Genomic DNA, 20,315 nt, shown 5'->3' with positions numbered 1-20,315 from the left:
CCAAAACCATACTCAGCAACAGGTATGAAACACTATACTTATATCGGTTAACTCGTGGTTCATTATATTTACCATTAAAATTACGTCAAAATCCTACGCTAGGTAATTTTTTTACCGCAGGTCTCAGAATGACAATAAAAAACTTAATCCTCTTTTTCGAGTGGTTTCATTTTAAAATCTTCCATAAACTTAGTGGTATAGTTCCCTTCAATATAATCGGGGTGATCCATTAGCTGTCTATGGAATGGAATAGTTGTTTTTATACCTTCTATTACAAACTCGTCCAACGCGCGTTTCATTTTATTGATCGCTTCTTCCCTTGATTGGGCAGTAGTGATCAATTTGGCGATCATGGAATCGTAGTTTGGCGGAATAGTGTATCCGCTATAAACGTGCGTATCTATTCGTACACCGTGTCCGCCAGGCGCGTGTAAATTGGTAATTTTACCCGGGGAAGGCCTAAATCCGTTAAAAGGATCTTCGGCGTTAATTCGGCATTCTATGGAGTGTAATTGCGGGAAATAATTCTTTCCGGAAATTGGCACTCCTGCAGCTACCATAATTTGCTCCCTGATAAGATCGTAATCTATAACCTGCTCAGTAATGGGATGCTCTACCTGAATTCGGGTATTCATCTCCATAAAATAGAAGTTTCGGTGTTTGTCTACCAAAAATTCTACGGTACCGGCACCTTCGTATTTAATATATTCTGCGGCTTTTACAGCAGCTTCACCCATTTTCTTCCGAAGACTATCGGTCATAAATGGTGAAGGGGTTTCTTCGGTTAATTTCTGGTGACGACGTTGTACAGAGCAATCCCTTTCTGAAAGATGACAGGCCTTACCCGTGCTATCTCCCACAATCTGGATTTCAATATGGCGTGGCTCTTCGATAAGCTTTTCCATATACATCCCGTCGTTTCCAAAAGAAGCGCCTGCTTCCTGGCGTGCAGAATCCCAGGCATCCTCAAGATTTTCTTCTTTCCAAACGGCACGCATACCCTTACCACCACCACCGGCTGTAGCCTTAAGCATTACCGGATAACCTATTTCTTTAGCAAGTTTCTGGCATTCTTTGAAATCTTTAATTATTCCCTCTGATCCCGGAACACAAGGAACTCCTGCAGCTCTCATAGTAGCTTTTGCAGTAGCTTTATCCCCCATTTTCGAAATCATGTCAGGTGAGGCACCGATAAACTTTATCTCGTGCTCTTCGCAAATCTTTGAAAATTTAGCATTTTCAGAAAGAAAACCGTAGCCGGGATGAATTGCGTCTGCATTGGTGATTTCCGCGGCAGCGATAATATTTGAGATTTTTAGATAAGATAAATTACTGGGCGGAGGACCAATACAAACGGCCTCGTCGGCAAACCTTACGTGAAGGCTTTCAGCATCTGCGGTAGAATAAACCGCGACGGTGCTAATTCCCATTTCTTTACAAGTACGAATAATGCGCAATGCAATTTCGCCCCTGTTTGCAATCAATATTTTTTTAAACATACCTATTGTGTTTTTGACCCTGGAAAAAGTTACTTAAGCTAAATGAGTAGTAACTTATGATGGATCTACTAAAAATAAAGGCTGATCGAACTCTACAGGAGAAGAATCGTCTACCAGTACTTTTACTATTTTTCCTGAAACTTCACTTTCAATTTCATTGAAAAGTTTCATGGCTTCAATAACACAAAGTACATCGCCTTCTTTTATTGAATCTCCAATTTCTACAAAAGTTGGTTTATCTGGAGAAGGTTTACGATAGAACGTTCCGATTATGGGAGATTTTACCGTAATATATTTTGAATCGTCTTCTGCAGGTGCTTTTTGTTCCTCTTTGTTTTGAGGCTGACTTTCCTGAGCAGGAGCCGGAGCCTGTTGTTGTTGCTGAGGCTGCGGTTGTGCGGGCATTTGCTGCATTTGACCGCCCATAGGCACTTGTTGAACAATAGTCTCTTTCTCGTCTGAGCCTGTTTTAATAGTGATTTTAACATCGCCAGTCTCCAGCTTTACCTCGCTGGCACCAGACTTGGCCACAAACTTAATTAAATTCTGAATTTCTTTTAAATCCATAATATTAGGGTGTTGGTTTTTAAGAATTATATGCCCATTTTAAGTAGGTAGCTCCCCAGGTGAAACCGCCTCCAAATGAAGCAAAAACTAAATTATCTCCTTTTTTAAACTGCTTTTCGTAATCGCTAAGCAATAATGGCAAAGTAGCCGATGTTGTATTTCCATAGCGCTCAATATTCATAAGCACTTTTTTATCTTCAAGTCCCATGCGGTTTGCCGTGGCACCCACAATTCGTTTATTTGCCTGGTGCGCAACCAGCCAGTCTACATCTTCATTGGTTAATTGATTGCGCTTCATAATTTCTTCGCTAATACCGGCCATATTCGAAACTGCATATTTAAAAACCGTTTTACCGTCCTGTCTTACATAATGCAATTTCTGGGCAACGGTTATTTCTGTAGGCGGCATAAGCGAACCCCCGGCTTCTACACTAAGTGAATCGCGACCAATAGAATCACTTCTAAGAATCTCATCCTGTAAGCCCAAGCCTTCTTCATTAGGTTCCATAAGAACAGCCCCTGCACCATCTCCAAAGATAATACAAGTTGTTCTATCGGTATAATCAATTATAGAAGACATTTTATCGGCTCCAATAACCATTACTTTTTTATAACGGCCTGATTCTATATAGGCTGAAGCTGTAGACATCGCATATAAAAATCCTGAACAGGCAGCCTGCAGGTCGTATGCAAAAGCATTGGTAGCACCAATCTGGGTGGCAACATGAACACCTGTAGCGGCTACGGGCAAATCTGGAGTGACAGAAGCAAGAATAACCAAATCAATCTCCTTTGGATCGAGATTAGATTTTTTTATTAAATCTTTAGCTGCTTCTATTCCTAAATATGATGTTCCTTTATTAGGGTCTTTAAGTATTCGGCGTTCTCTTATTCCGGTTCTGCTGAAGATCCATTCGTCATTGGTCTCCACCATCTCCTCCAACATTTTGTTGGTCAACACATCTTCGGGCACGTAGGCACCCACAGCGGTTATAGCAGCTGTGATTTTATTCATAGATTTCACTTTTAAACCCCTTTTACGCCTAAAAAAAACGTAAAAACATTTAAAGAAAAGTAATAATTTTTCTTTGAACGGGGGTGCAAATTAAGGCCTTTTTAGCACTTATTCAACTTAAAACAAAAAACTCCCACGTGGGTGAGAGTTTTTATAAAAAGTTAAAGCTCTATGTGTTATTAAGCTTCTATTTCTTCAGTATTGTCAATTAATATCTGGCCGCGGTAGTATAGTTTACCTTCGTGCCAGTGTGCTCTGTGGTACAAATGCGCCTCTCCTGTTGTAGGATCTGTAGCTATTTTAGGTACCGAAGCTTTATAATGTGTCCTTCTTTTATCTCTTCTGGTTTTCGAGATTTTTCTCTTTGGATGTGCCATGGCTTGCTGTTATTTATCGTTTAATAAGTTTTTTAATTTATCCCAGCGAGGATCTATTTCATCCTCATCAGTTTTATTCTCGTTATTATTAATACTTAATTCTTCAAGTTTATCAAGTACTTCAGATTCTAAAGTGCCGTCTTCTACCCCGGGATGAACCCTTTTTAACGGTATAGACAAAACAATAAGCTCGTAAATATATTGCTGAACATTTACTTCAAACTCCCCGTGAGGCAGAATAAGTAATTCTTCATTTTCATCATTAAACTCTTCACCAAACTTTACAACCAAAAACAAACTTCCTTCTAAAGGTTGATCGTATGGCTCGTTGGTAATATCACAATTTACGTTTACAGAACCTGATGCTTTAAAAGTAAGTTCCATCATTGTTGTCTTCTTATCCAACAATAAATCTATTTTTACATCGGCGGTGTTTAAATCGTCGTACTCAAAATGCTCAAAGAACTCCTTATTAATCTCGTATTCAAACTGGTGTTTTCCCAGCTTTAACCCCACAAAAGGGATTGTATACGCTGCTAAATTCCTCATCTCATCGTCAATTTCTTGCCCGGGCCGCTTAGGCTTAGGCGGGTGCAAATATATAAAAATTAATAAATTAGAGCGCTGTTATAAACAAATATTTGTTTATAACTTTTTACCCTGTTTCTTTAAAGGATTTTTGGTCAGTTCTTTATATTCTTCGCGGCATTTGTAAATTTCTATAGCGCGAAAAACCGCTTCTTTAAAAGAATTGATATTAGCTGAATTCGTTCCCGCAATCTCAAAAGCGGTACCATGGTCCGGAGATGTTCTCACTTTACTTAACCCGGCGGTGAAATTCACCCCATTTCCAAAAGAAAGGGTTTTAAAAGGAATTAATCCCTGGTCATGATAGGAAGCTACCACCGCATCAAAATTCACATAATTTTTTGAACCGAAAAAACTATCGGCCGAAAACGGGCCGAAAACGAGATCGCCTTTATCGCGTAATTTCTGAACCGTTGGTTTTAAAATCTCTTCATCTTCTTTTCCAATAACCCCATTATCGCCACTATGCGGATTTATTCCCAAAACCGCGATCTTAGGCTTCTGCACCCTAAAATCCTGTCTTAAGGTTTGTTGAATAATCTCCAGTTTTTTTTCAATTAATTCCGGCGTAATCGTATTGGCAATATCTTTAAGTGCTACGTGATCTGTAAGTAAACCGATCTTTAAGGTATCGGTGATCATAAACATAAGGCTTTCCCCTTCCAGTTCTTTTGCCAGGTAATCGGTATGCCCGGGAAAATTAAATTCAGCCGACTGTATACTGTGTTTGTTGATAGGCGCTGTAACCAGCACATCTATTTCATCTTCTTTTAGCGCTTTGGTTGCGGCTTGTAGAGATTTAAAAGCGTATTCTCCAATTTGAGGATCTTCTTCCCCAAATTTAATATTCACTCCTTCTTTCCAAACATTCACCACGTTAATTTTTCCGTCTATCGCTTTAGACGCATCGTCTATTCCCTGGTAATTCAAAGAAAGGTTAAAATGCTTTTTTAAAAATGTGAGTACTTTGGTAGAAGCAAAGATCACCGGTGTACAAAAATCCAGCATCCGGGAATCATCAAAGGTTTTAAGCATTATCTCACTTCCAATTCCATTTAAATCTCCTATGCTTATTCCTAACTTCACCTTTTCTGCGTGCTTCATCTGCTTATAATTATCGGGATTTATTCCTGATATGGATTTTACCAGTTCAAATCCGTAACGAATTTTAGATTTGTTCTGGGCGATTCCCTCAAACTTCCCGTGTTTATTTCTATTTTTACATCACAAATGTAAGAATAATCCAAAGATATGTTTACCGGAATTATTGAAGAAGTAGGAGAAGTAAGCCGCATTGAGACTGAAGGTGGAAATATGCATTTCAGCATAAAAGCGGTGATGACACCCGAATTAAAAATTGACCAAAGTGTAGCCCACAACGGGGTTTGTTTAACCGTGGTTTCTATTGCTGAAAATGAATATACCGTTACCGCTGTTGCTGAAACATTAAATAAAACAAATTTAAACAGTCTGAAAAAAGGCGCCCCGGTAAACCTGGAACGCGGAATGAAATTAGGTGACCGCCTGGACGGGCATATTGTACAGGGGCACGTAGATCAAACCGCGCTTTGCAAAAAAGTACAGGAGAAAGACGGCAGCTGGGAATTCTCTTTTGAATACGACCCAACTTTGCAAAATATTACCATTGAAAAAGGGTCTATAACGATAAATGGGGTTAGCCTTACCGTGGTAAATTCCAGGAAAAATGAATTTAGCGTGGCTATAATTCCCTATACTTACGAGCATACTACCTTTAAAAACCTTACGGAAGGGGATATGGTAAACCTTGAATTTGATGTAATTGGGAAATACGTGAAGCGTATTCAGGAATTGAAATAATTATTTCCTGTTCCTAAGATGATGAATTCCCAAACCTAAACCGGCAGCAATAAGTGCTGAAATCCCAAAGTCAATGGGAAGCCCGGGAGGTGGAGGCACCATCTGCTTGGAATCCATTTGAGGTTCAGGGAGATTATGGCTCTGTGCTGCCATATCTGCAGATAAAAGCATAACCACAATAATGCATAAGATTTTCACATCAACCCTCATAATTCGTGCGTAATGTACCACAATAATATTATTCGCCAAAAAACTTTGTCTTGGGTTATATTAACGTAAAAGTCAGTACGTTGGTTTTTGTGTGGGGGCAACACAGTATAAAAATAATACAAATTTGCTATACTTTAACAAATACTATTAATTAAATCTGGTTTTCTGTACTCATCCTGGTCTTTAATCAAAACCGGTGCGGGTCATTTCACCCCAGTCTTTGTTTCCCCTTATTTTCTCCAACTCCCCTTTATAGCTGCATATACCGTAAGCGGAGGAAAAATTAAAGGTACCAAAAGTGCCACGTTTGTTAACTTGCGTAAATCTTTGAGCGTCTCGTAACGCTGAAAAGTAGCTTCTTCAGCTTAAAGTGCAATCATAGAAAACATTACTGCATATAGATAGACTAACAAGGTAAAAAGCAAAAAGAATTTCCAGCTGATTATTTCTAATATAATTAATAGAATGGCTATTAGAATACCTATAGTTTCTATAATTGGCGCGTAATATTCAACAAATATCCAGTAAGGATAACTCAATAAACCAGTATTTGTATTTTGGGTTAAATTTAAATTACTGGGTTTATTGAAAAGATATTTCGTGAAAGATTAAATTTCAGGTTTCCATCCCGGAGCATATTCGCGACTCCAAAGTTTCATCGCATCTCTATCAAAGATTCTTCCGGTTTTTTCGTCTACATCAAAACCCCTCCCAATTTGGGAAGCAATATTAGTATAGTGCACCATCGCCATACTGATGTTCGCATCATCTATAGGGGCATTCAGTTTTGCTGTGCCACGTATCCCGTCAAAGAAGTTAATCAGGTGCTCTGAAGACATATCGCCACCACCACCCAGTGCTGTTCCGGCTTCTTCAGATTCAGAATTATATTCCTTCACCACTTCTCCAATTCTATTGGTAAGCACATATTTCTCACGGTCTACAAATACACCACCTTCAGTGCCATAAATTATGGTTCCGCGACCGCCACCATAGGTATCGAAGGCATTTCGGCTTCTACTATCCCACTGAATAACTTTATTATCCGCAAACTTAAAAGTGGCTTCCATGGTATCGTACATTTCCCAACCGTCTTCTTTAAAATGTCGTTTCGCTGATTGTACATCGGTACGTAACGGAAGCCCCACCTGCAACGCCCATCGGGCCACATCCATTTCGTGGGTTCCGTTATTTCCGGCTTCGGCAGTACCGTAATTCCAACCGTACCAGTGCCAGTTATAATCCCAGGTTTCTTCGGTATACTCCCTTCTTGGTGCAGGACCCTGCCATAATTCCCAGTCCAATCCTTGCGGTACCGCGGCTTTTTTCTGAAGCGGAACTTCTCCCCGGCCATTAGTATAAAATGCCACTGCTTTATAAACATCCCCGATGGCCCCGTCGTGGATGTCTTTTATAATCTCAATAGTATGGTTAGATGAGCGCTGCTGATTACCCATTTGAACCACTTTCCCATATTTTTTAGTGGCTTCTACCAGCAGTTCATTTTCAAACATATTGTGGCTGGAAGGTTTTTCAACATACACGTGCTTTCCCGCTTTCATTGCCAAAATAGAGCCCGGGGTGTGCCAATGATCTGGAGTGGCATTTATGATAGCATCTACTTTTTTATCTTCAAAAACCTTACGAATATCGTTTTCCAGTTTTGGTTTGTAATCTATGTGTTCAGAAAAACGCTCCAGTGCATTTACACGCTGACTTTCCATTACATCGCATAAATACAACAATTCCACATTGGAATCCTTGCGTGCAATAGGATCGAAATAAGCCCCCAGCCTTCTTCCCAAACCGGCTATCGCTACATTAACCCTGTCGTTAGAACCTATAATCTTACGGTAGCTTTTTGCGCTCATTGCCATTGCTGAACTTCCTACAGCAAGGGCGGTCCCACCCAAAGCTGTTTTTTTTATAAAATCCCTTCTTGAATTCATATTTATTCCGATTTGATCTTGATGTTTTTAAAACTTACTTCGTTCCCATGATCCTGAAGCAGGATATGGCCTTCTTCTGCTTCCCCAAAGTTTGGCCAGTCTACATACTTACTTTCAGCAACCAGTTCGCGATATTCTTCATTTTTTCGCTCATATTCCAGCACTTTCTCTCCATTTAACCAGTGCTCTACTTTATTGCCCTTAGAAACAATACGGGCGGTGTTCCACTCTCCCACGGGATTCACCGGTTTATCCGGGTCGGCCCGGATTAAATCATATAAAGAAGCCATTGTTCGGCTTCCCTCGTGGTTGCCCAATTTGGCATCAGGATGGCGTTCATCGTCCAGAATTTGATATTCTAAACCTATTGAAGAGCCGGGACCTTTATTTAGGTCGGTATCCACAAAATATTTGATACCAGAGTTAGCACCTTCGGTAATCTTAAAATCAACTTTTAACTCAAAATCACCGTATAGTTCTTTGGTCACGATATCACCGCCGGCTTCAGATTCGCCACCCCCGCTGGCCAGAACTGTAAGTACTCCATCCTCTATCTTCCATCCCTCTTCAGGGAATTCATCTAAACGTGCACCACGCCAACCTTCGGTGGTTTCACCGTCCCAAAGCAATTCCCAGCCGTTATTTTCTTCAGCTGCCGTTAATTTATTTTTGGTTTGTACAGGTTCCAGGGGAGATTCAGTGCTGTATTTATCCAAATCTTCGGTAAGAATTCTTATGTTCTTCCACATCACCTCCGTGCCTTCTTCAGCATCTTCACCAATACTGTGAACCTGTAGGGCGATAAAACCCTTAGCTGTTTTATCATCTATTAAGTGGGCCGCAGGAACTCCGTTTATCCAGGTTTTAATGGTATCGCCAATGGCTTCAATGCGGTAACTGTTCCATTCATTTTGTTTAAAAGCTCCCTGTGCTTCAGGGTTTTCGTCTAAATCAACTAACCAACCCCGGCGTGCTTCATCATAAATACCGCCACTCCAGGCACGTTCTGAAGGATCTATCTCTGCCTGATACCCATGTACCCGGCCATCCATATAGCCATCAAAACTATTGCTCCTAAATTGAATTCCGGAATTCATACTTGGGTGGACTTTAAAATCCAGTTCCAGGATAAAATCTTCGTAATCTTCGTCGGTAATAAGAAAGGTATTTGGAGTATTATACACTGTAGCACCAATTATTGCTGAATTTTCCACCCGGTATGGGGCTTCACCACCTTTTGTAGACCATCCGTCCAGGCTTTCTTCGTCAAATAATTTTTTCCAGGGGGTATCATCTTTCTGTGATTCCGCGCAACTAATGAATAAAAGAACTGAGGCTAGCAAAACGAAGCAATTTTTCATCTATATAAATTTTACAAGGCCATTTGTTATTAATGATTTATTCCGGTTAGGAATGGACCTTTTTTGTTAAATGCCCAACATGGGTTTTTGTAGGTTACAACTTAGAAATATCTGTAAAATATACATAAATTATTTATCCCCGGCCAATTCATCAAAAACAAAGCAGAAAATAAAAGGCCAGCATACGCTTTTGGTATGCTGGCCTTTTAAATTTAAACTGCAAAAAATTTTATTTATAAACCTTTACATAATCTATTAAAAATTGCTTCGGAAAAATAGAATCATCCACATCCGGACCGCCAAAATTGCCACCTACGGCAAGGTTTAATAAGAAATAGAACGGGTGATTGTAAGGATAAGTTTCCTCATTTTTTTCGGATGGGGAAAAAGCATAAGTCTTTTCTCCATCAATATAAAAAGTGATTGCATCCTCAGTCCAGTTCATTTTAAAAACGTGAAAATCTGAAGTTACATTTTTTACCGGCGTGGTTTTAATATTTTCGGTATCGCCGTGACTCGCTGGCGTGTGCAGGGCGTTATGGATGGTATCTGGCTGTCTGCCTACAAACTCCATAATATCAATTTCACCTGAAGCCGGCCAGCCTACCTCATTTATATTGTTCCCCAGCATCCAGATTGCCGGCCAAAGCCCATGTCCATCGGGTAGTTTTGCCCGAACCTCAACAGTTCCGTATTGAAACTCAAATTTATCCTTGGTATTTACTTTTCCGCTGTAATAAGCATCGCCTACTTTATCGGCGGTAAGCACCAAATTTCCGTCTTTTACCTCTACGTAATCTTTGCTATAAATCTGGCGTTCGTTGTTTCCCCAACCGCAAAGGTCTGGGCAACCGTCACCGGTTTCATAGCTCCAGTTTTCCATATTCAGGGAGTTACCTTCAAAGTCTTCTTCCCAAATCAAATTCTGCGCAGAGACCTGTAGGCCCAAAAAAAGGCACAGACTAAAAATTATATTCTTTTTACTCATATTTATTTTTTTAAACTAAAGCTGGCTTTCTTCAGATCCCTGGAATTTCCGTCTTATGAAAATCCTGAATAATCCCGATTTTTTAATGCAAAATAATGAATTGTTCCACAACAGAGGAAATCTCGAAGTAGGAACATGCCAGCGACCAATCTTAAAGATTTATTTCTCTTTATCAAATCCTGTCGCCTTTTTGAGTTTTTTAAACAAACTACTGCTTTTTTCCTCTTTGGTCTCAGATGGATTCCCCAGTAGAAACCCAAAAGGTTTTGTAGATTCAAATTCGTCAAAAATATTTTTCAGAATGGCGAGGTAAGGGATAAACAGAATAATTCCTGCTATTCCCCAGATCCTTTCTCCAATAAAAATGGCTATAATGACGGCAAAAGGATTTAAGCTCACCCTCCTGCTCATAATATTGGGGGTAATAAAGTTTCCTTCCAGAAATTGCACAAATCCAAAAACCCCGATTACCCCAAGTGGATACAGTAGCGAGTCCATAGCGATCAAGGCATAGAGCGTTGGCAGAATACCGCCTATGGCTGCTCCTATATAGGGAATTACCGCTAGCAGGCCGGAAAGCACTCCCCATAAAAGTGCATAATCAATTCCTAAGATCCAAAGACCAAGGCTGTTTAAGGTACCCACCGTAAGCATCATTAAGAATAATCCACTTATATAACCGGTAACGGAATTTTTCGTTTCTGAAAGCAGATTGGAAAGTTTTTCGTGCAGGGATTCAGGAAAGAGCTTATAAAGAAATTCCCTAAAAAATTTGCGGTAATAAATAAAGAAAAAAACAGACAGGAGCAAAATCACTCCAAAAGTAAATACACTGGCCGTCGCAGATAAGGTGCCTGTAAAGAAATCGGAACCCTTTTGGACGATACTCCCTAAGGAGTCCCTAATGTAATCAGATTGCAATTGGGGGCTCCAAATTTAGCTTTTCCTTAAAAAAAGATTGCAGGTCATTGCCCACTTTCAGCAACTTTTCACCTACCTGGGGAATATCCTGTGCCAGGTTTCTTATCAGGATTCCTATCCCAAAACTCACCAAAGTCAAAATAATTATTACAAAAAAGATCGAAAGAATTACTGCCAGTAGACGCGCTATTCCCAGGTTTTCAAGAAATCGGCTTACGGGCAATAAAAGAATTGCTATAAGGAAGCCCAATGCCAAAGGCACGAGAATAAAATTTGCAACAACAAGAGCATAAAAAATAATGATAATAGCCAGGGCAATAAAGACAAATCTTATATACAGGGGGATTCGCATATCTTATAAAGATTTTTAATGTTTAGTTGGTCCTTACAATCTTAAAAACACAAAATACGAATTTGACGTATATAATATGACTGTTCGCCAGAGGTAACTAACAAAAGGGATTAATCACGATGCAATTTAACCAATAATAGCAGGTAGGTTGCAGCATCTAAATTGATGATTGGCAGCAACTTTTAGGTAAAAAGGTTCTCATATGTTGTACCCAGGAAAAAGAGGCTGTCTGAAAAGTCTAATTTCGTCAAGCTAACTTGTTTCAGACTTTATCCCGAATTTACTTCGGGATTCTAACATGTTTTGATTATCAACATCTTAAATTCTGAAATGATCCAAAAGGTTTTCGGGACAGAATGACGATTTAAAAAATTTTTCAGACAGCCTCCTTATTTTAAAAATGCCACCCATCCCGGTTGCATCGGGACAAGATGTGAGCTCGTGGCTTTCAGCCTTTATTTTATTCAAAAAAACTTAGAATTTTGGCTAAGGGCATTCCACGGAAAAAAAAACAGAATGAATAAAAGGAAGAAGAAATGCTTCACCCTATTTCAATTTTATCATGTCTTCCAGGACGGCAGGAGGGGAAATTAGCTCTCCCCGGGCGTTAACCTGTTCAAAATAATCGTACCAGCCGGCCTGGGATACACTGTTTTCCAGCATCTCCACATGGTCTTTTGAAGGCATTTTCCATACGGCAATATATTTATGATCACTGCGGTTAGGAGTTTCCTTATCATTCACTGCGAATCCAAGTACTTCTACTCCTGCACCAGTCAGTTTTTCTATCTCTCCGCCCACTTTGGAAAAGAACGACTGACGTTCCTCAGTACTTAGGTCTAGCCAGGCCTGCTTCGGATTCCATAATTCTACATAAAGATGATCTCTCGCTATTCCGGGTTTTGCAGTCACTACAATTTCGGAAGGTGTTTCTTTCGTTCTGCTTATGATGTCTCTGGATATCCTCCATTGATCATCTTCTTTTTCCCAAACTGTAGCGTAATGTCCCTGATCTATTTTTTCACCCTGTTTATCCAACATTTCATAGGTGCCAATTTCAAAGGCCAGATTTCCAGCTACCTGGACCTCCTGTGTATTTGGTCTTATCCCGAATCCCTGATCTATAATCTGCTGATGGATCTCCTCAATGGCTTTACGTCCTTTAACCGGTTCTTCTCCGGGAAATTTTAACAATGCATCTTCCGTGAAATACATAGAAAGTTCCCGGGCATTACCGGCAGCCATGGCTGCTACCATTTGCTGAAAATTCTGTTGGATAGCCATACGCACTTCTTCTGATGTATCACCGCTAGTCTGGGATTTAACCGGTAAGGCAATTATGGATAAAATAAAAACTAAGAGTATTGAATGTCTCATATCTGAAAAATTTAATTGGTTTCTGTATATTCCTCGGTTTATTTCAATGTAAAAAAATACGAAATGGCAATTCAGCTAATTCAAATGCAGGGATTACGAAAAGCCGACAGTATTATCCCTAATTATTGGTTAAAGTCAGTTTTTAAAATGCTGCATTTTCATCAACTATTCTATTAAATATAAATATTTTTTGTTAAAAAAATCTGAGAACCAGATACTTATCGATAAAGAAGTAGATTTTTCTGATAAAATAAAGATTATTCGCAGGCTAGCTTTCAGAACCCGGGTAAATATTTTACCCCTCTAATCCAGATTTTTTACTTTAGGAAACCAATTCTCTTATGCTTTTAAAGGAAATGTTCACTTTCATATGATCACGAATAAATACTGGAAAATTGCAAAGTGGTGGAACTACTGGGTATAATTACAGTTAAAAAATGGCATCAAACCCCGGGAACTTGACACCGCAATATTGGATGGAGCCAGTGAATTATTGTTGCAGTAAGATTATATGTAATTCTCCATCTAAGACACTTTGATAGCAAATCTCAGAATGGCTTAAATTTAAAAAATGTCAACCACCCCTGATTTATATTCAGGGATTATATTCCCTAAATATTATGATTTTTAGGGAATACGATCCCAAAAAATTAAAAACTTTGGCTTGACTAAAGATCCCTAATTATAATTTTAATAAGAAAAAATAGCCTTATATCACATCCTGTAAAATAGTAAACCTCCCGATTAATAGACTCTTCCAAAGCAATTATTAGCGTTAGTCACATCCCTATCACATAAGTATATAGTCCTGTTAAAAAGGGAAAAATTATTTTTCTGCTTTAGGCTGCTGAAGATTTTTGGGAAGTAAGATACCAGGATTAACAACCGGTAATATAAATTTATCGGCATAAGCAGTCGATTGTAATTCTGTGGCCAGAAGAGCCCTGCTATGAGAGAAAGAAATGCCTAAAAGTTGCAGAAGAAAATTATTTGGAAGATCATAAGAGTTGTCTTCCGAATTAAGTAATTTATTTAAGTCCTTAATAAAAAACACCGTACGTCCCGTATGTGCCACAAGTTTTTTGTTTTCCCCTTTTTTGGTCAAGGAGCTTTTTATATCTATGCTAATAGTAGATTTATCTTTATCGAAATTAATATTACTCCCAATATTTATCAGGGCATTTCCGTTTCCAAATAAAGATTCAAGTGCTTCTTCCAGAATATCTTTAATCGAAAACCCAATGGTGTGAATTTTTGTAATTCGATAAGCTGCCAGGTATACTTTACAAAAACGAAATCATTGAAAACTCTTTTAATAACAACATCGATAATAACAAAGACGCATTTCTTTTGGCCTTTATAGGTGAAATTCATTATATGAAAATAGAAAAATATTCACAATCTTAGTTTATGTCTTAAATCTAATTCAAATGAAATCAAAATTTTTTTCTATTCTCGCTCTGGCTATGATTTTGGGCTGTGGGAATGATGACGAGCAGCTGGATAATAACAGAATTACTTATATGTATGGGTTTTCAGAAGATACTGAAGGCTGGAATGGAGATTTTGCCGATTATCCTGCCGGGGAAGAAGAAAATTATGGACTGGAATTCGAGCATTCTCCACTACCAGATCCGTTAGACAATTCCCAGGGTTCCCTGAAACTTTCCGGAAAAAATCATAGTGATGATCTTTTCATGTTTGTAAAAAAGCAGGTCACTGGTTTAACCCCTAATCAGGAATACCGCCTTAATTTTGAGGTAGAGTTTGCTTCTAATGTGGCAGACGGGCAATTTGGCATTGGAGGAAGCCCCGGCGAAAGTGTATATATTAAAGCCGGTGCAGCACCTATGGAACCCGAAAAAGAAGAGGATGAACTAGGTTGGTACAGGTTAAATATAGATAAAGGGAACCAGGCAACCAGCGGGGAGAATATGGTAGTTATAGGAAGCTTTGCCAATGGTTCAGATGAAAATATCTATACCCTAAAAAGCCTCAGCCCTTCAACTCCAATGAGAGTAACTGCCAACAGTGAAGGATCACTCTGGCTCTTGTTCGGAGTCGATTCTGGATTTGAAGGGGAGACAACTATCTACATCAATAGGATTGACGTGGAATTGTTTTAAACTATATCGAATCTCAAACGACGGTCATCAAAAAATAAACTGGTGTTAGTAATCCTAACAACTACCAGAACAGTTTATTTAGGACAGCTGAAGAAAATCAAATTATGGTTTGAATATATTAAATCTGGTACTTCTTCTAGCTCTTAAAACAACATACCTTATCAAATCCTTCCTCTAAAATATTCCAGCACCTGCACCCTTAACAAATATTGATACCGTGCATTTGCCAGGTTTATACTGGCAATATCCAGGTTGTTCTTACTTATGATATATTCTACAATATTGGATACCCCATTTACAAACCTGATTTCATTTACGCGGAAAGATTCCTCGTAAGCCTTAAGTTGTTCCTGCAGGATGTTGTATTCTTTATAGGAGGCCTCCATAGCCGCGTGTGCCTGCTGAATGGACTGCCAAAATTGAAGTTTAGTACTTTCAAGTTCTACTTTTGATTCCTCAAGCACGATCTTTTGAAGGGCTATAGTATTTCGGGCCCTGAAACCATTGAATAGCGGGATGTCAATAGCAACTCCTATAACAGAATTCAGGTTGTTGTTAAACTGGTCATAGACTCCAATTTCCTGCCTTTCAAAGATGGTCTCGTTTGTGAAAACAGGTACTGTCTCCTCCCCTATTTCTACAAATCCACCAGTATCTGTGACCCTGGTTCCGGTTTCAGTAAAAAACCTTGCGGCACTTGAGAAATTAGTATTCAGCTGTCCAAAAAGGGAGATTTCGGGGAAATACCAGGATCTGGCCACACTTACATTCTTTTTGGCTGCCTCTATTCGTAATTCCCTCGCTTTAAAAGAAGGAAAACTTTCCAGCGCCTGTTCATAAACTTCCTCCGGGCTAAGCCTGTATTCTTCCAAAAAGACGGCTGCTTCCCGCGGCTGTGGGACAACCGATCGCTCTACATTGAGGAGTTGTGAAAGATTCAGCATTGACTCTGTTACGGCATTTTCTGCACGCACCAGGGCCGTCCTGTCATTGGCGATCTGGCCTTGTATATCTGTAAAAGCAGCAGGATTCCCGGAGCCTTCATTGTACAGAACCTCCAGGCGATCCAGCTGTTTAGAGGTTGTCTCCTGGCGCACTTTAGCCAATTTTACCAGGTCCATATTATTAAGTGCCTGTAGGTAAGCCAGGGTTACATCCAGAACTAAATTCTGCCTTGCTTCCTCCACTTCCATTTCTGAAGCCTGCAAATTATACTTATCCCGGAGAATACTGTTCCGCAGCCTTAAGCCATTAAAAACTGTAGCCCCAAACCTTAGTCCTGCATTGGAAAATGTGAGCTGCTCCTCGATATAGGTGTTTGTAAAAGGATCTATACTCCTACCGTTGTTCATACCTCCATTTATACTGGCATTTAGATTTGGTAAAATATTGGAGCGAGATTGGCGTAAATTTACTTCAGAAGTTTCTGCCCGAAGATCGGCCCTACGAAGATCCAGATTATTCTCCAGCGCGATCTCGATACTTTGATCTAGACTTAGAGATAGTGAATCCTGCTGGGAAAACCCTGCTGAATAGATGATTAAACTTATTCCTGTAATTAATTTCCTTATCATAATTATTTTATTGCTTCTGTAGATGTGCGTTGTACCATTCCGTCTACCAGGTTAATTATACGGGAACCATATTTGGCATTGCTTTCAGAGTGAGTAGCCTGTATAATTGTAACCCCCTCATTGTTCAGTTCGCTGAAGAGTTCCATGATCTCTTCACCTTGTTTTGTATTTAAATTGCCCGTAGGCTCATCTGCAAGGATGAGCTTTGGCTTGATGATCAAAGCTCTGGCTATTCCTACCAGTTGCTGCTGTCCCCCGCTAAGCTGGGAAGGAAAAAGGTCCTTCTTTCCCACAATATTGAACCTGTCCAGGATATCTGCCACCAATGCTTTGCGTTCAGAGCTTTTGATGTTTTTATACAGCAGCGGGGTTTCGATATTTTCATAGACGGTCAATTCATCTATTAGATGGTATGCCTGGAAAATAAAGCCTATATTATTATGAAAAAGTTTGGTTCTGCTCTTTTCCTTCATTTCATGAACCGGCTCATTCAAAAAATAATATTCGCCTTCATCAAATGTGTCAAGCATTCCAATCACGTTCATCAAGGTTGATTTCCCAGATCCTGATGGCCCCATAATGGAGAGAAATTCTCCCTCTCCTATTTCAAGGCTAACATCATTCAAAAGAAAAATTCTCCTTCCGCCGGATTTCACCCATTTGTATATGTTTTTTAGTTCGAGCATTTGTTTTAGTAGTTAGTATTGAATATTGAGTGTTTTTTATATTTCTTGTTTTCTGTTTTCTGTTACTGAAAAAAAGTAAGCCACGAATGCACTAATGTTTTTATGTGTTTTCTGTTTATAATTATCTGTATTCTGTTGTTCAATTAAATCCCTGACGCCATCCTGAACTTATTTCAGGATCTAATGGAGTTAAGTGTTCATCATCCTGTCTTGCTACTTCTCATAAATCTTAACTCTTAACTTCTCCCTCCACTATCCTCGTATCTTCTCTCTTCTCTCCTTTCTTTCCAGCATCCTGACTATCCACTCTCCTCTCTCCCCTTTTTTGTCTTGTTTCTTGGTTCTTGTCTCTTGGTTCTCCATTCCTACTCCGATTTCAAATTCTCAACCGGATTTGCCATCGCAGTTTTAAATGCCTGTGCCCACACCGTTGCCGTTGCTATTATTAGAGTGACCAACACAGCCAGACCTATTACCCACCATTCAATATTTATATGATAGGAAAAGTTTTTCAACCATTTATTTACGGCCAACAATGACAAAGGAATAGCGATTAAAACGGCCAAAATTACCAGGATAATAAAATCGCGGGAAACCAGGGTAAGAATGTTGGCAACTGAAGCTCCCAATACTTTTCTTATTCCTATTTCTTTCGCCCTTTGAGCCATTGAATATGCTGTAAGGGCGAAGAGGCCAAGACAGGCTAAAAGAATTGCAATGATGGAAAAAGTAGTAAACACAGAGGCAATACTTTGTTCTGCCTTGTATAAAGCGGTATAGTTCTCATCAAGGAACTGATATTCAAAAGGGCGGTGTGGTACCCGTTGCTTCCAGATTTCTTCAAGACCGGCAAGGGTTTCCGGCACATTTGTGTTTTCCAATTTCACAAACATTGAACTTGCCAGGCGTTTATCCATAAAAATTATTAGCGGCCCAATAGGCTCATGAAGGGATCGAAAATGAAAATCCTTTACCACCGCGCGTACAATTCCTTCACGGCCTTTGGCAACTCTTTTACCTACAGCCTCCAGTGGTGTCCATCCAAAAGCGCTCACGGCAGCCTCATTAAGCATGTAGGTATACTGAATATTATCTCCATGAACTTCAGGATCTGCCATTTTAATATCGCTAAGCGTAAAATCTTCACCGGCAACAATGGTGAATCCAAGGGTTTCAACGATTTTTTCATCTGCGGGTAGGGCATTTACACTTATCCTTTTATTATTCTCAAGCGCCGTCATTCCATCGCTCCAGCCTATATGAGTAGATTCTTCATAGGCAGATGCTACAGAACTAACACCAGGAATATTTTCCATTGCTGCTCTTATCTCCTTATATTTTTCCCTAATTTGAGCATCTACAGGAAGGATCACTAGTTGTTCCTTATTATACCCAAGATCTCTCTTCTGAATATAATTGAGCTGTTGCAGAATGACCACCGTTGAGATAATAAGAAAGATAGAGATAACGAACTGAAAAACGATAAGTGACCTGCGAAGCACAGCTGAACCTGTAAATGAGAATCCACTTTTGAGTATACGAATAACTTTTCCCCCGGAAAGTACAAAAGCCGGATACGCCCCTGCAAGGAATGCTACAATTATGGATAGGAAAAACAGCAAAAGTATAGTTATAGGATCGACCAATATTTGAACATCGATCTCCTTCCCGGCCAGCCGGTTGAATTTCGGAAGGAGGTAATAAGCTATGAACATTGTAAAGGCGAAAGCCACCAGGCTCATCAAAATCGCCTCACTTATAAATTGATAAAAGATATTCTTCCTCCCCGCTCCGAGCACCTTTCGCATCCCAATTTCTGAACTCCTGCCGGCTGCCTGAGCAATACTCAAATTAGTGTAATTTACACAGGCGATCAATAGGATTAAAAAAGCTACAGCTCCCAGTACCCATAAGTAGGTGATGTTGCTATTTGGTTCAAAACCATCAATCTTAGAATAAAGATGAACATTTGTGAGTGGTTGTAGATGAAAGGTCATATAATTCTTCCCTTCCAATTTCATTTCTTCTTCATTCACCTGCTTCATATGGTCTGCAATTTTAGATTGCAGGGGAATAAAACTCTCCGGATCTTTCAGTAATAAAAAAGTGAGATAATTGGCTTCACTATATTTTTCCCCTTTGGCCGCACTCAGGCCGTGAAAAGGAACTACAAAATCAAATTTGATCTGTGAATTATTGGGAACATCTTCTGCAATTCCGGTTATAATAAAATCCTTTGTACCTCCTACATTTAAAGTTTTTCCAACAGCATTTTCATTTCCAAAATATTTCCTGGCTATAGTTTCTGTGATCACCATACTCTCCGGCGCATCCAGTGCGGTGTGCGGATCACCTTCAACTAAAGGATAGGTGAAAATTTTAAAAAACGTGGAATCGGCATAAAGGAAGTTCTTTTCTTCAAACTGCTGATTTTCATAAGAAACTACCCGGGGAAATTTAAGCAATCTTACAGATTTCTCTACTTCAGGGAATTTCCTTGTGAATTCCGGGCCAACCCGGGTACCGGTCATGGCAGTTTCTTCTGTTGTCCCATCAAACCTATACTCCCAGGTGACCCGTGCAATACGATCTGAATTTTCATGGAACCGGTCATAGCTCCATTCATGCCATATATATAAACCGATAAGAAGGCATCCCGTGATACCAATTGCAAGACCTGAAAGATTTATAATGCTACAGAGCCGGTTCTTGTTTAAGTGGCGCCACGCGATCTTGAAATAATTTGTTATCATCACCAACAATTTTCATTTATTATATTCCAGGTACCACTTTGAGCCTGTCTTTTGGTTCCCGGTTTCGTTTTCTGTTTTCCGTTTATTTATTGAAAAAAGTTAGCCACTAATGCACGAATGTTTTTATTTGTTT

The 20,315-nt window shown here is 39.5% G+C and carries 19 protein-coding genes; 2 read left to right on the top strand and 17 right to left on the bottom strand.

What is annotated here, in order from left to right:
- Window positions 1-143: 143 nt before the first annotated feature.
- The 6 genes from accC to pdxA all read right to left on the bottom strand — a co-directional run bounded on the left by accC (window position 144) and on the right by pdxA (window position 5,150).
- Window positions 144-1,499: an acetyl-CoA carboxylase biotin carboxylase subunit gene (gene accC, locus LB467_RS15815; RefSeq protein ID WP_224475025.1), complete on the bottom strand. Its 1,356-nt coding sequence runs from the start codon at window positions 1,497-1,499 to the stop codon at window positions 144-146.
- A gap of 54 nt (window positions 1,500-1,553) precedes the next feature.
- On the bottom strand, window positions 1,554-2,066 hold the full coding sequence (gene accB, locus LB467_RS15810) for an acetyl-CoA carboxylase biotin carboxyl carrier protein (protein ID WP_224475024.1): 513 nt from the start codon (window positions 2,064-2,066) through the stop codon (window positions 1,554-1,556).
- Between the two features lie 19 nt (window positions 2,067-2,085).
- A complete protein-coding gene (locus LB467_RS15805) occupies window positions 2,086-3,081 on the bottom strand; it encodes a beta-ketoacyl-ACP synthase III (RefSeq protein WP_224475023.1) in 996 nt (331 codons plus the stop codon).
- A gap of 179 nt (window positions 3,082-3,260) precedes the next feature.
- Complete coding sequence (gene rpmF / locus LB467_RS15800) at window positions 3,261-3,458, bottom strand: 50S ribosomal protein L32 (protein ID WP_079720325.1); 198 nt, start codon at window positions 3,456-3,458, stop codon at window positions 3,261-3,263.
- A gap of 9 nt (window positions 3,459-3,467) precedes the next feature.
- A complete protein-coding gene (locus tag LB467_RS15795; protein ID WP_224475022.1) occupies window positions 3,468-4,007 on the bottom strand; it encodes a YceD family protein in 540 nt (179 codons plus the stop codon).
- Window positions 4,008-4,103: 96 nt separating this feature from the next.
- Complete coding sequence (gene pdxA, locus LB467_RS15790) at window positions 4,104-5,150, bottom strand: 4-hydroxythreonine-4-phosphate dehydrogenase PdxA (RefSeq protein WP_224475021.1); 1,047 nt, start codon at window positions 5,148-5,150, stop codon at window positions 4,104-4,106.
- 147 nt (window positions 5,151-5,297) lie between these two features.
- Here pdxA and LB467_RS15785 point away from each other — a divergent pair, with 147 nt between their 5' ends.
- Window positions 5,298-5,885 carry a riboflavin synthase gene (locus LB467_RS15785; RefSeq protein ID WP_224475020.1) on the top strand — a complete coding sequence of 196 codons (588 nt, stop codon included), beginning with the start codon at window positions 5,298-5,300 and terminating at the stop codon, window positions 5,883-5,885.
- Here LB467_RS15785 and LB467_RS15780 read toward each other — a convergent pair whose 3' ends face one another.
- The 8 genes from LB467_RS15780 to LB467_RS15750 form a co-directional block, all read right to left on the bottom strand.
- Window positions 5,886-6,134, bottom strand: coding sequence for a PID-CTERM protein-sorting domain-containing protein (locus tag LB467_RS15780; RefSeq protein WP_224475019.1), 249 nt, complete (start codon window positions 6,132-6,134; stop codon window positions 5,886-5,888). It abuts the gene before it with no gap.
- 569 nt (window positions 6,135-6,703) lie between these two features.
- Window positions 6,704-8,044, bottom strand: a complete 1,341-nt coding sequence (locus tag LB467_RS15775; protein WP_224475018.1) for a Gfo/Idh/MocA family oxidoreductase — start codon at window positions 8,042-8,044, stop codon at window positions 6,704-6,706.
- A gap of 2 nt (window positions 8,045-8,046) precedes the next feature.
- Window positions 8,047-9,405: a 3-keto-disaccharide hydrolase gene (locus tag LB467_RS15770; protein ID WP_224475017.1), complete on the bottom strand. Its 1,359-nt coding sequence runs from the start codon at window positions 9,403-9,405 to the stop codon at window positions 8,047-8,049.
- 229 nt (window positions 9,406-9,634) lie between these two features.
- Window positions 9,635-10,393, bottom strand: a complete 759-nt coding sequence (locus LB467_RS15765) for a glycoside hydrolase family 16 protein (protein ID WP_224475016.1) — start codon at window positions 10,391-10,393, stop codon at window positions 9,635-9,637.
- A 159-nt stretch (window positions 10,394-10,552) separates the two neighbouring features.
- Window positions 10,553-11,314 carry an AI-2E family transporter gene (locus LB467_RS15760; protein ID WP_262901636.1) on the bottom strand — a complete coding sequence of 254 codons (762 nt, stop codon included), beginning with the start codon at window positions 11,312-11,314 and terminating at the stop codon, window positions 10,553-10,555.
- Window positions 11,304-11,666 (bottom strand): AI-2E family transporter, encoded by a 363-nt coding sequence (locus tag LB467_RS19220; RefSeq protein ID WP_262901635.1) that lies wholly within the window; start codon window positions 11,664-11,666, stop codon window positions 11,304-11,306. Before LB467_RS19220 ends, LB467_RS15760 begins: the two co-directional genes overlap by 11 nt.
- 546 nt (window positions 11,667-12,212) lie before the next feature.
- Window positions 12,213-13,043, bottom strand: coding sequence for a nuclear transport factor 2 family protein (locus tag LB467_RS15755; protein ID WP_224475015.1), 831 nt, complete (start codon window positions 13,041-13,043; stop codon window positions 12,213-12,215).
- Window positions 13,044-13,869: 826 nt separating this feature from the next.
- The gene (locus LB467_RS15750; RefSeq protein ID WP_224475014.1) at window positions 13,870-14,118 is read right to left on the bottom strand and encodes a hypothetical protein; all 249 of its coding nucleotides are present in this window, start codon (window positions 14,116-14,118) and stop codon (window positions 13,870-13,872) included.
- Between the two features lie 355 nt (window positions 14,119-14,473).
- On the opposite strand from LB467_RS15750, the gene LB467_RS15745 reads away from it, so the two are divergent.
- Window positions 14,474-15,169, top strand: coding sequence for a hypothetical protein (locus LB467_RS15745; RefSeq protein ID WP_224475013.1), 696 nt, complete (start codon window positions 14,474-14,476; stop codon window positions 15,167-15,169).
- A 161-nt stretch (window positions 15,170-15,330) separates the two neighbouring features.
- Here the strand turns inward: LB467_RS15745 and LB467_RS15740 are convergent, their stop codons facing one another.
- From LB467_RS15740 to LB467_RS15730, 3 genes are all read right to left on the bottom strand, one after another.
- A complete protein-coding gene (locus LB467_RS15740; RefSeq protein WP_224475012.1) occupies window positions 15,331-16,743 on the bottom strand; it encodes a TolC family protein in 1,413 nt (470 codons plus the stop codon).
- Between the two features lie 2 nt (window positions 16,744-16,745).
- Entirely contained in the window at window positions 16,746-17,429 is a 684-nt protein-coding gene (locus LB467_RS15735; protein WP_224475011.1) for an ABC transporter ATP-binding protein, read from the bottom strand.
- 365 nt (window positions 17,430-17,794) lie between these two features.
- Window positions 17,795-20,182, bottom strand: a complete 2,388-nt coding sequence (locus LB467_RS15730; RefSeq protein ID WP_224475010.1) for an ABC transporter permease — start codon at window positions 20,180-20,182, stop codon at window positions 17,795-17,797.
- Window positions 20,183-20,315 lie beyond the last annotated feature (133 nt).

The organism is Salegentibacter tibetensis (genome assembly GCF_020164485.1).
Taxonomy (GTDB): domain Bacteria; phylum Bacteroidota; class Bacteroidia; order Flavobacteriales; family Flavobacteriaceae; genus Salegentibacter; species Salegentibacter tibetensis.
Note: the sequence above shows the minus strand (reverse complement) of the source record. Positions and strands in the feature narration are given on the sequence as shown.